The 12,225-nt window shown below is 67.0% G+C and carries 10 protein-coding genes; 8 read left to right on the top strand and 2 right to left on the bottom strand.

Annotated elements, in window-relative coordinates:
* The first annotated feature begins 210 nt into the window (after positions 1-210).
* The 5 genes from ACZ7M3_RS47360 (at position 211) to ACZ7M3_RS47340 (ending at position 8,314) form a co-directional block, all read left to right on the top strand.
* Entirely contained in the window at positions 211-2,685 is a 2,475-nt protein-coding gene (locus ACZ7M3_RS47360) for a Pls/PosA family non-ribosomal peptide synthetase (protein ID WP_472072321.1), read from the top strand.
* On the top strand, positions 2,685-3,176 hold the full coding sequence (locus ACZ7M3_RS47355) for a hypothetical protein (RefSeq protein WP_472072234.1): 492 nt from the start codon (positions 2,685-2,687) through the stop codon (positions 3,174-3,176). Before ACZ7M3_RS47360 ends, ACZ7M3_RS47355 begins: the two co-directional genes overlap by 1 nt.
* Positions 3,177-3,228: 52 nt before the next feature.
* Entirely contained in the window at positions 3,229-4,257 is a 1,029-nt protein-coding gene (sbnA, locus tag ACZ7M3_RS47350; RefSeq protein ID WP_472072232.1) for a 2,3-diaminopropionate biosynthesis protein SbnA, read from the top strand.
* Positions 4,258-4,664: 407 nt separating this feature from the next.
* Complete coding sequence (locus tag ACZ7M3_RS47345; RefSeq protein ID WP_472072319.1) at positions 4,665-5,159, top strand: response regulator transcription factor; 495 nt, start codon at positions 4,665-4,667, stop codon at positions 5,157-5,159.
* A 320-nt stretch (positions 5,160-5,479) separates the two neighbouring features.
* Positions 5,480-8,314, top strand: a complete 2,835-nt coding sequence (locus tag ACZ7M3_RS47340) for a LuxR C-terminal-related transcriptional regulator (RefSeq protein ID WP_472072230.1) — start codon at positions 5,480-5,482, stop codon at positions 8,312-8,314.
* A 36-nt stretch (positions 8,315-8,350) separates the two neighbouring features.
* Here the strand turns inward: ACZ7M3_RS47340 and ACZ7M3_RS47335 are convergent, their stop codons facing one another.
* Entirely contained in the window at positions 8,351-8,503 is a 153-nt protein-coding gene (locus ACZ7M3_RS47335; RefSeq protein ID WP_472072228.1) for a hypothetical protein, read from the bottom strand.
* A gap of 976 nt (positions 8,504-9,479) precedes the next feature.
* Positions 9,480-9,881 (bottom strand): hypothetical protein, encoded by a 402-nt coding sequence (locus ACZ7M3_RS47330; protein ID WP_472072226.1) that lies wholly within the window; start codon positions 9,879-9,881, stop codon positions 9,480-9,482.
* 454 nt (positions 9,882-10,335) lie between these two features.
* Here ACZ7M3_RS47330 and ACZ7M3_RS47325 point away from each other — a divergent pair, with 454 nt between their 5' ends.
* From ACZ7M3_RS47325 to ACZ7M3_RS47315, 3 genes are all read left to right on the top strand, one after another.
* Positions 10,336-10,500, top strand: coding sequence for a hypothetical protein (locus ACZ7M3_RS47325; protein WP_472072317.1), 165 nt, complete (start codon positions 10,336-10,338; stop codon positions 10,498-10,500).
* A gap of 12 nt (positions 10,501-10,512) precedes the next feature.
* A complete protein-coding gene (locus ACZ7M3_RS47320) occupies positions 10,513-11,487 on the top strand; it encodes a zinc-dependent alcohol dehydrogenase family protein (protein WP_472072224.1) in 975 nt (324 codons plus the stop codon).
* Positions 11,488-11,558: 71 nt separating this feature from the next.
* Positions 11,559-12,224: an NADPH-dependent F420 reductase gene (locus ACZ7M3_RS47315; RefSeq protein WP_472072315.1), complete on the top strand. Its 666-nt coding sequence runs from the start codon at positions 11,559-11,561 to the stop codon at positions 12,222-12,224.
* The last annotated feature ends 1 nt before the right edge of the window (position 12,225 follow it).

Raw genomic sequence — 12,225 nt, 5'->3', positions numbered from 1 at the left:
ATATCCAATACATTCCCGCACGGGCTGCGTATACAGATCATGACGTCAGAATCGAAGATCACGTCAAACGCATCCGGAAGCACTGTCCGCCATGGCGGAGCAGGCGGCCGACCCGGCATCGGCGAAGCTGAATTGCTCGCCTCTGATCTCCGAAGACCGGGGCTCCGATCCACCTCACCGTCGCACGACGGGCACCCCGCAGACCTCGACATGGAACACGCTCTCGCGGAAGTGCTGGCCGAGGTCGTGTGCATCGAGCAGGTACCTGTCGACAGTCACTTCTTCGACGACCTGGGTGCCGATTCCCTCGTGATGGCGCATTTCTGCGCGCGGCTGCGGAAGAGGGCGGATCTGCCTTCCGTGTCGATGAAGGAGATCTATCAACATCCCACCGTAAGGGGCCTGGCGGCTGCGGTGCCGGCCCCCATGGCCCCTCAGTCGGCGCCCGCACCGACCCCCGCCCGGCCCACGCAGGCCATGGGCCCGCCCACCGACGCGACCGCGAGCACGGCGGAATACGTCCGGTGCGGATTCCTTCAGGCCTTCGCCTTCCTCGCCTACACCTGTCTCGTGGCCGTGGCCACGGCATGGGGGTACGAGTGGATCTCCGCCGGGTCGGGCGTGTTCGATGTCTATGTGAGGTCGGTACTGTTCGGCGGCGCCGGTTTCCTCGGGTTGTGCGCCCTTCCCGTCCTCGTGAAGTGGACGCTCATCGGGCGGTGGAAGCCGGGGCAGATCCGTATCTGGTCATTGACGTACGTTCGCTTCTGGATCGTCAGGACGCTGATCCGTTCGAGTCCGCTGGTGCTGTTCGTCGGCTCGCCACTGTACGTGCTCTATCTCCGAGCGCTCGGTGCCGACATCGGGCGGGGAGCCGTGATCCTCTCCCGAAACGTGCCTGTGTGCACCGACTTGCTCACCATAGGTGAGGACACCGTCATCCGGAAGGACTCGTTCTTCTCCTGCTATCGCGCCCAGGGGGGCGTGCTCCAGTTGGGCCCGGTCAGCATCGGGAAGTCGGTGCTCGTCAGTGAGGCCACGGTGATCGACATCCGGACAGCGCTGGGTGACGGAGCCCAGCTAGCCCATGCCTCCTCGCTGCACAGCGGGCAGGTTGTGTCCGACGGCGAGCGCTGGCACGGATCACCGGCACAGCGCACCGAGACGAACTTCCAGGTCGTGGGCGAGATGCCGCACGCCACGCTCCGCAGAGCCCTGCACAGTGTCCTGCAGTTGGCGGGCGCATTGTTCTTGTCCGTGCCGCTCGTCGTCGGCGGCACAGTCATGTTGCTGGTCGCGGTTCCGCAGTTCAACACGCTCATCGAGCCGGGGCCCTCGGCCTTCACCAGCGGCACGTTCTATCGCGATGCCGCGGTGGCTGCCGCCGTGCTGGTCTTCGGCGGTGTGGCGCTCGGCCTCCTGCTCATCACCGTGCTGCCCCGTGTGCTCCGTCGCGCCGTCGTACCGGGCCGCGACTACCCCTTGTACGGATGGCACTACTCAGTGCACCGAGCTGTCGCGCGGCTTACCAACAGGCGATTCCTCACCCGCTTGTTCGGTGACAGTTCCTGCATCGTCCACTATTTGCGCAGCATCGGTTACGACTTCTCCCCCATCGAGCAGACGGGGTCGAATTTCGGTTGCGACGTGAGGCACGAGAGCCCGTTCCTGAGCTCGGTCGGCAGCGGAACGATGGTGGCCGACGGCCTGTCGATCGTGAATGCCGACTTCTCCAGTACAGCGTTCCGGGTCTCCCGGGCACCGATCGGGGCCCACAGTTTCCTGGGAAACCGCATCGCCTATCCGGCGCGGACACGCGCCGGCGACAACTGCCTTCTGGCGACGAAGGTCATGGTCCCCGTCGACGGCAAGCTCCGGGAAGGTGTGGGTCTGCTGGGCTCACCCAGCTTCGAGATCCCCCGGTCGGTCCTGCGCGACAGTCGGTTCGACCGGCTGGCGAGCGGCGAAGAGCTTCGCCGTGGCCTCGCGGCGAAGAACAAGCACAACGCGGCCACCATGGGCTGGTACTTGCTGGTGCGGTGGATCTACGTTCTGGTTGCCGCACTGCTCGCCGCCGGGGCTGTCGACACCTACGCACGTCTGGGCGCGCTTGCTCTCGCGCTGGCCGATGTGCTCGTTCTGGTTTTCACCGCGGTGTACTTCGTGCTGGTCGAGCGTGTCCTCACCGCGGTGCGCTGTCCGGGCGCCCTGTACTGCTCGATCTACGATCCCCGATTCTGGTGGCGCGAGCGCTATTGGAAGGTGCCGTCGGAGACCTATCTGCGCATCTTCAACGGCACTCCGTTCAAGAACGTGATCTGGCGATCGCTGGGCGTCCGGATCGGTCGCAGGGTTTTCGACGACGGCTGCTACTTGACCGAGCGGCGGATGGTGTCCATCGGTGACGCGTGCGCTCTGAACGCGGGAAGCATCATCCAGTGCCACTCGCAGGAGGACGGGACCTTCAAGTCCGACAGCATCACGCTCGGCCGCGGCTGCACGGTCGGTGTCGGTGCGCTGGTCCACTACGGCGTGACAGTGGGCGACGGCGCGGTGCTCGCCCCGGACTCCTTCCTCATGAAAGGGGAGGTCGTTCCCTCGCACTCCTGGTGGGGCGGCAATCCGGCCCGGGAGCTGGATCAGGGCTGTGATCAGGGCTGCGACCAGGCAGAAAGGTGCAGCTGATGACCGTCGCACCCGACGTCAATGTGGTCCAGCCCGACGACGAGGACTGCTGGCAGTCCGTTGTCAGCCGCGGCGGCGTCACCATCCTTCCGCGCTGGTCACGCACGCCGGCCGAGAACATCGGCGTGTTCGATCTGTCCCCCGACAACGCGGCAACCTTGCGCTGCTGTCTGGAGCAGTCGGGCGCCGTGGGGCACATCACCGTGCACGACAACGCCGGGGAGGTGATCCGCCTCAGCGACCTGGTGGTCTTCGCCACGGTCGCCGCCCGTCCCCACGTCCATGACCCGGCATGGTTCACGCACGGTCCACTCGTGCTCCACATATCGCCACTATCGCCACGGGACCAGACACCAACGATTCCGTCCTCCCCCTTCGGCCTGGGGGCACTCGATCCGGCCGTCGGCAAGTACGTCTACGACAAGGTCGCCGACTCCGAAGAACCGCACGTCGTCGACGACTTCTTCCACCAGCTGAACCGCTACGGATGAACGGCGCGGCAGCCCACGGCGCCACGCCGCGCATCAAACCACGGAGGCCATCGTGCCAGTCATCTCCGACCCCTACAGCTTCAACGAGGAGGACCTCTACGTCGACCTGCAGCCGATCTTCGGGCAGCCGCTGTTCCTGAAATGCGAGGGCTTCAACTTCGCAGGCTCCATCAAGCTGAAGCCGGCCAGGGAGATGGTCAAGGCCGCGGAACGGGCAGGGGTCCTGACGCCCGAATCGATCCTGCTGGAGTCCTCGTCCGGCAACATGGGCGTGGCCCTGAGCGTAATAGCGGCCAGCAAGGGCTACCGGCTTCTGTGCGTGACGGACTCGCGCTGCAACCTGCAGACCCGGTTGTTGATGGAGGCACTCGGAGCCCAGGTCCACATCGTCACCCAGCCCAGCCCGCACGATGGTTTTCTCGGAGCTCGCCTCGACTACATCCGCAGGCTTTGCAGACAGGACAAACGTTATGTGTGGCTGAGCCAGTACACCAACGCCAACAACTGGAAGGCGCACTACCAGACAACAGCACCGGCCATCGCGCACACATTCCCTGACCTGGACGTCCTGTTCGTCGGGGCGGGCACGACCGGAACACTCATGGGCTGTGCCCGTTGGTTCAGGCATTGGCATCGCCTTGTGCGGATTGTGGCGGTCGACCCTCTGGGCTCGGTCTCCTTCGGCGGAGCACCTGGCCGCCGGATGCTCCCCGGCCTGGGCATGAGCATGCGACCACCGCTGCTCGACTCGTCGTACGTGGACGAGGCGATACAGGTCGAGGAGGCCGACACCATCCGGGCCTGCCACAGCCTGGCCAGACATGGCTTCCTCTTCGGCGGCTCCACGGGCACCGTGGTCAGCGGGGCGATCGACTGGCTGACCCGACATGACACGCCCTCCCTCACCACGGTGGCCATAGCCCCGGACCTCGGAGAGCGCTATCTCGAGACCATCTACCAAGCCAACTGGGTCCGTGATCTCTACGGCAACGATGTTCTGCCGACCGCCACGCAGCCTCTCGCTGACGCCCGCGAAGCCCCCAGGGCGCCATCGGCGAGATCGCCCGGCAGCCGCCGGTAGGCGTCGCAAACGGATGCTCCCGGCCTCACAGGGGCTGTGACCTGCCTGGCGAGCCCGAAGCGAAGGTCCAGGTCTTCACCCCGTCGCCACTGTCACGGCCATCAGTACGAGGCCGGCGCCCCCGGGGGGAACGGCGCGGGCTTCTCCGCCGTGGCCACCCGTCAGGCACTCCCGCCCGTACGGCGCTCCTCCGCGACCTCGCCGACGAGGCCCCGATGGGTCGGAGCGCAGAGGGGCAGCCGCTGCCGAGTTGAACTCGTCGGTCACCGCCGCGCAGTGCTCATGGGCCGCGTCTTCGCCCGCGCCGAGCCACAGTGGGATGTCGCAACTGACTGATGTGGCAGAGGAGTTGATTGCATTGAGCGCGACATGGGGCGTGGCCCGGGTACGGGCGGAACTGCGCGCCCATCCCAACACCGAGTGACACCCACAGGGCCGCCCCCGATACGGCGACCGAACTGTCGCCGCGTGAGCAGGAGGTCGCACAGCTCGCCGGCACCGGCCTGAGCAGCCGTGAGATCGCGGCCAAGCTGCACCTGTCCCCGCGCACAGTGGAACAGCATGTCGCCAGTGCCCTGCGAAAACTGGGCGCGGTCTCGCGACACGACCTGGCCCAACCGGCCCCGAACGCCCAGCGTGCGCTTCGGAGGGACGCCAACGCGCTGCACCGCGCGAGCGGTGGCGCGCGCCCGTATGCGGCGGTGGCCGCAGGCTCGGAATCACCAGGGAGACGCTGCGCACGTGGGAAGGACAGCGCCTATCAGCGGCCGGCCACGCTGGGCGGGGGCAGGAGAGCACGGCTCAGGAGCTGGCCCTGCTACGCGCTGAGAACGCCCGGCTGCTCGAAACGGAGAAGGAGCGGCAACTGGAGCGTGAAATCCTGCGCTGGGACAGCCATCTAATTAGCTGGTGCCGGCGAGTTTGGTCGCCGACGGTCGGCTGTGATGGAGGGGAAGCCATCCGTGATGGCCATGCCGTTTTCTCCTGAGACCGCTGATGAGCTGTGCGAGGCATCACTTTCGACCGTGTCGCCGTCGAAGCGCTACGACAATCAGGAGAACCGACCTACGGATGCGCAATAGCTCTGAGTACGCACACTGTCACCCCGACTTCTGCTTCGATGAGACTCGTTCGGTATGTGATGGCGATGGCGAAATGAACCAGACGGAGCCGGGGCTCTGTTCTGGCAAGTGGGCATGGACGCAGGGGGACGGACGAGGGCGTGAAGCGTGAACGCGAGTGGGAGACAGCGGTACGCGAGCCACTGGCGACGGGTGCGCCGGTGCTGGTGCTCGTCGACGGAGCGGCGGGGACGGGTAAGACTCAATTCGTGAGGTGGCTTCTCACGCTCCCGGGACTCGGCGAGCTACCTCGCCTGAAAGTCACGTTCAGGCCTTCGGGTGCCGTTGTTCGCCAGGAATCCGCCCGCCCGCAACATATCGCGTCGGCGACAACGAAGACAGAGGGGCCGCGTCGTGCCACGGGCACCCGAACCACCGTCCTGGTGCAGTCGGAGCCAACTCAGCCCCGCGTCTCCTCTTTCAGCGAGCTGGCCGCCTCGTTCGACGCGGGTGGACCGATGCTGCTGGTGGCTGAGGACGTGCACCGTGCGGGCGATCAGGACGCTCGCGCTCTACGGACCCTCCTGGAGCATCCGCCGGCGGGATCACGTGCCGTGCTGACCTACCGCCCAGAGGAGCTGGCACGCCCCGGGCTGGTGCTGGGCGCCCCCGTGGGTTACCCCGCCGAGATGAACCTCCTGAGACTGCGGCTTGGGGCGCTCGACGAGGCCACGGTCCGCGAGATGGCGGTGGAGGCACTGGGCGAAGACCGCTGTTCGACCCAGTTCCTCACCCGGCTGTACGAGCGTTCGGGCGGCATCGCCCAGGCCGTGGCCGATCTCGTGGCCGAGTTCAAGACGGCCAGTCCGCATCCGGGCGCCAGACCTACGGCGGTCGGCCGGGACCGGCTGACGGCCCGGCACGTGGACGAGACCGCGGTGCCGGTCCGGCTCACCGAGCTGGTGGTCGGCCGCACGGCGGCACTGGACGAGGAGACACGACGCCTGGCGTGGGCGGCGGCCGTCCTGGACGAGGTGGCGACCGAGGACGAGTTGTCATCGATGGCGGACCTGTCCGTGGACAGCGGCCGTTCCGCGCTGACGGCCGCGTTGCGCGAGGCGGTGCTGCACGAGCTCGGGCTCGGTCAGTACGGGTTCCGGATACCGATGGAGGCCGCGGCCGTGTATCAGCTGCTGGCCGGTCCGGTGAGACGAGAGCTGCACGGTCGCGCAGCCGCGGTACTGGAGGCTCGGCGTCCGACGCCGTGGGCACAGCTGGCCCGCCACCAGCTCGCGTCCGGCCGGACGACCGACTGGCTGCAGAGCGTGGAGAAAGCCGCGCGTGAGGCCGTGGAGGCCGGGGACCACCAGTCGGCGATCGCATTGCTCGAGGACACGCTCGCGAACCCCTCAGTCGCTCATCCGAACCGGGAACGGCTGGCCTTGATGCTCACCCGCAGCGCGTACAGCGGACTGCGCTCGGACCAGACGGTTCAGGTGCTGTGCAGACTTGTCGACGACCCCGAGCTATCCGCCGCTGTGCGCGGGGAGATCCGGCTCGACCTCGGGCTGCTCCTCGGCAATCACCTGGGGCAGGCGGCTGAAGGTCGCGTCGAACTCATCAAATCCGTCGAGGAGTTGAGCGGCCACGGGAGGCTGGCAGCGCGGGCCATGGCGGCTTTGGCACTGCCCTACTGGCCCGATGGTCCACTGGCCGACAATCTCACCTGGCTGGCGCGGGCCGTGACGACCGCGGCCGAGAGCGAGGACGCGGTGGTCCAGGCGGCGGTCGCGGCAAACCAGGCGACCGCACTGCTCAGTGTGGGCGATCCGGACGGATGGCAGCAGCTGGAAAGGCTCCCCCGGGAAGACGCTGATCCGAGGATTCTCCAGCATGCGGCACGCGGTGTGTGCAACGCCGTCGACGCGGCCACGTGGCTGGGCGAGTACACACGAGCGCGCGAGTTACTGGCCGAGGGACCGGAGTTGGCCATGCGCAGTGGTTCCGTGTACGAGGAACAGATGGTACGGGGTAGCGCACTGCATCTGGACATGGTGACCGGTCGCTGGGCGGGCCTCGCCTCCCGGGCCCGCGCGTACGTGGCAGAGGTCGGGGACACGCCCTTCGCTGCTGGCGACGCCATGCTGGCGCTGGGCGTCCTCGCCATGGCAAAGGGAGACTGGGACAAGGCCGGCCTCTGGCTCTCGGCTTCCGTCGTCTCCGAGGCAAGTGGTCCCGTACCATCGACCGCCGCAGCCGCAGGCGGCCGGATCAGACTCGCCCTCGCCCGCGAGAACCTGGAGGCCGCGGCCCGGGAGGCGTCCGACGGGTGGTCCGCGCTGCGCGCCAAAGGCGTGTGGGTCTGGGCGGCCGAGCTGGCCCCATGGGCCGTGGAAGCGACCATCCGCGCCGAGAAGTCGGAAACCGCGTGGGAGATGGTGGACGAATTCGCGGCTGGTGTCGAAAGCAGACAGGCGCCCATGGCCACCGCGGCATTGATGCGGTGCCGGGCACTGCTGGCCGAGGCGGAGGGTACGTTCCCGGAAGCGGCTGAGCACTTCCGGCGTGCCCGTACCTGCTACCAGTCACTCCCCCGGCCCTACGACGCGGCTCTCATGGCGGAGGCCGCCGGACGATGCGCCCAAGCGAGCAATCCGGGGACCACCGCGGGCGTCTCGGAACTCGCCGATGCGGCCGAGGAGTTGGAAGTGCTCGGCGCGACATGGGACGTCGCCAGGGTACGTGCTGAACTGCGCGCTCATCCCCACACCGAGCGACGCCCACAGGGCCGGCCCCGATACGATGAGCGGCTCTCTCCGCGCGAGCAGGAGGTTGCGGAGCTCGCCGGTTCAGGCCTCAGTAACCGCGAGATCGCGGCTACGCTGCACCTGTCCCCGCGCACAGTGGAGCAGCATGTTGCCCGCGCACTCAGGAAGTTGGGCATAGCCTCGCGCAAGGGCCTGGCGCTGAAGGACCGCAACAAGGCGGAGCTGTGAACCCAAGGCGCTCGCGCTGCTCCGCCACCATGCTGATCAGGTCCTGGAGCGAGCGGCCCGCTTGTAGAACCACGACTCGCTCACGCCCAGCGCGCGGCATACCGTGGTGTGCGAAACGTCCTGTTCGGCCTTGCAGCCGCTGAACACCCCGACCACCTGGGCCGGGTCCGCCGCAGCTACTTCGCTCACAAGGCCATGCAGCATTTGACGACATCACGTTCTCTCTCCAGCTCACGGATTCACTCGCAGCAACGCAGCACCCGGCCGGAGAGCAGGGTGTGGCGTAGGACGTAGAAGCCGATTCGACTTCCCAGCGCTCGTGATAGGGGTGTGCCAGGACGTCGGCTGCCCGTCGCTGGTGGTGACGATGATGTGAGCTTCGATGACGCGGAACTTGAGACCGTTGAAGCGGGTCAGGAATGACCTGTCGGGCAGAGCGGTCCGTACGGCCGGACGACGGCGAGGGTTGAGACGGACCAAGAGTTGGGCGCCGGTATCGGATGCGGTGACGAGGAACGCGTTGGCGTCAAAGGCCACCAGGCACAGGGCCGGATGGCCGGCCCTACTCCGGTGACGGCGGATCTTGTTCACAAAGCCGCGGATCTGCGGTTGGTCGCGAGCCTTGAGAGAGCTGCAGCTGTCGAAGGCGACAGTCCGCCGCCGGTAGCACGCGCCGGGTGTCGTGGGATGGGCCAGGGGCCCGGCCAGCACCTCGAACAGAGGTCACCGCGGTGCTGGGCAGGCTGCTCCCTCGTCTCCGCCTCGCCAAGCTCGGCCAGGATCCGATCCGCGGCCTCGCGCGACCCCTCCACGCGCTCCCGCGTGGCCAACTCCCGAACCTCCAGCAGTCCCACGACCGACGTCATCCAACACACCTCCATCGACGAGAAAACCCGACGGCCGCACAGGATAAATAACTCAAGCTCAGACGAGGTTCAGCGTGTCCAGGAAGCGGTCCGCCACCTGATGGTCACCGGTCACGGTCGTACGTCGCGCCAGGGCAACCGGGTCGTGACCCAGGCCGTGAAGTCGTGTGCCGTCGACTCCACGGTGGCCGCTGCGCGGGAATGGGCAGTTGCCGGTCTCACGGTGATCTGCCCCTCTTCTGGTTCGAGCACCCACCCGCCTCCGCCCGGCCCGCTCAATGTCAGCTGGATGGCCCCGGTCAGGCTGTCGATGAGGCCGGGCTGCATGTTCGGCAGGCCGGCCAGGAGCCATCCCACGGCGGGGCGAAGCCGGGCCTCGTCCGGTGGGGGCGGTTGATGCCGCAGAGGGCCACGGGAGCGAGAATGTCCCGTCGCAGATGCGCGTAGAAGTCGAACGCGCAGAGGTCGGCCATGTTGTGCAGGGGATACGTCTCCAAGTCGAGGTACGGCGCCTGGGTGGAGGCATACGGCTCGTTCTGCAACGTGTCGAAGACCGGCAAGGCTTCAGTGGACTGGCGTGTGAAGTCCTTGACTGACCAGCCGGTGGCGGCACTCGGAGCGGCCCATTCGTCGCCGCTCAGCGACAGGAGCACAGCCTGGACATCATGTGTGATCACCCGCAAGCCGGCCATGCCTTCCAAGCTCATCTCATCCGCTCCTCGGGCGAGAACGACGCTGCACGTAGACGGTCGCGTCCATTCTCTTGCCGGAGCATCGCTGCGGCATCGCGTACTACGCGTAGTGAGGACGCGAGAAAAGGCTGATCGGACTACGAGGGCACGGTGAGGTCAAAACTCAAGCACAGCATCTGTTCAGCCAGCTGGAGACCGGGCAGGGCAGGTGCCTCTCCGGTTGCAGTGACCCGGTTCGGGTTCTTTACTAGTAGGTACAAATCTCGCTAAACCGTGCGGTCCGTGAGGTGGCGTGGCGGAGTCTTCCGTCGTCGACGAGGGCGTCACCAGATGGACGGGCATGGATTGCCGTGTGTCGGCGTGCTGTGCTCTCTGCAGGTCTCCGGGTGAGCTACATCGAAGAAGAAGTGGACATTCTGGGACAGCTTGATGGCAAGGTCGGTTTGGTGACTGCTCGACCGGGATCGGTCTGGCTATAGCTCGTCGGTTCGTCGCCGAGGGCTCCACCGTCCACCTCACGGGCCGGAGCAGAACCGAGCTGGATACACCAGTGGAATCTCTCGGGGACCGGGCCGTCGGCATCCGAAGCGATGTCTCGAATTTCGAGAAGCGACGGCGACCAAGCTAGGAGTCGTGTCCCATGCTCGCCATTCACCTCACCCAGTTCGGGGAGCCGGAGAAGAGCCTGAAGGTGGTGGACGTGCCCGAGCCCCCGGCTCCCATCGCCGGACAGGCGCTGGTCCAGGTCGAGTACGCCCCGCTCGACCACCACGACCTTCTCCTGGCGCAAGGTGTCTACCCCGTTCGCCCTGAGCTGCCGACGGCCATCGGAAACGAGGGCGTCGGGACGGTCGTCTCCGTAGGGCCCGGTGTCATGGAGGTCAGCCCCGGCGAGAGGGTCCTGCTTCCCTTCGGCGTCTTTTCCTGGTCCGAGCGGGTGGTGGCCAAGGCGGCAGACCTGACCGTCGTGGACAAGTCCATCAGTCTTGAACAGGCAGCGATGCTCACCATCAATCCCGTCAGCGCAGGGCTCCTGGTCGGCCTGCGTGACCTTGCGGCCGGCTCCTGGGTGGTGCAGAACGCGGCCAACAGCGGGGTGGGCCGGTCTGTCATCGTGTTCGCCAAGGAACGAGGGCTGCGCACGATCAACATCGTTCGCCGCGCGGAACTCGTGTGCGAACTCCGTGATCTCGGCGCCGACATCGTGGTGGTCGACTCGGCGGACGCCGGCGCGCGCGTGCGGGAAGCCATCGGTTCCGATCCGGTGCTACTCGGCCTTGACGGTGTCAGCGGTGCGGCGACTGCACTGTTGCTGGACGTACTGACCGACGGCGCCCTGCTGGCGATCTACGGGTATCTGAGCGGCCAGCCGTTCACGCCGGATCCTGACGTGCTGAGGACGAAGAACATCACCACGACGAAATTCTGGATGTACCAGGACGAGTTTCTTCCCCGGCTTCCGGCTCTGAACTCGGAGTCCGCGCGGCTGGTCTCCGAGGGAAGACTCGTCCTGCCCTCCGCACCCGTCTACAAGGCCGCGGACTTTCCCGAGGCGCTCGCGTACTTCCGGGAGAAGGGCAAGGTCCTCCTGGACTTCAACCCGCATCGCGCGTAGGTACCGCCCGCACCTGCCGCTGAGGCCGGGACCGTCCCGGCAGCAAGCGGCCTGAGCCGACCACACAGCCGCTGCCGGGGCGCCGGCACGGTCCCGACACACGATCAAGGATGGGCAGCATGGCCGCACAGAGCACTATCGGCATTCTCGGCGCGGGAGAGATCGGCCGGGCCGTCGCCGACAAGGCCGTCCGTCACGGACATGAGGTACTCATCGGCAACAGCCGGGGCCCCGAGACACTCAAGGCAGTCGCGGAGCAGTTGGGGCCGAAGGCCCGCGCCGTGACGGCCGAGGAGGCGGCGCAGCCGGACCTCGTCTTCCTGGCGGTCCCGTTCTCCGCAGTGCCGGACCTGACCAGCCTTACCGACTGGTCCGGGAAGATCGTCGTCGACACGACGAATCAGTTCGCCGCGGCCAACCCCTGGAGTGGCCGGTACGACGTCGGTGACCTCACGGGCAGCGAGTGGGTCGCCGAGCGCCTTCCCGGAGCGCGGATCGTGAAGGCGTTCAACAGCCTGTTCGCCGCGTTCATCGCCGCGGACCCCCAGCACGAGGAAGGCCGTCAGGTGGTCTTCTACGCGGGCGACGACGCCGACGCGAAGGCGGCCGTGGCCGGCTTGCTCAACGAATTCGGATTCGCCGCCCTGGACCTCGGCGGTCTACGGGAGGGAGGCCGGCTGATGCAGCTGGACGGAGCACTCAGCGCAAAGCACCTGCTGCTCATGGACGTCGGCTGAC

It is taken from the genome of Streptomyces sp. NPDC111656 (assembly GCF_055656965.1).
Note: the sequence above shows the minus strand (reverse complement) of the source record. Positions and strands in the feature narration are given on the sequence as shown.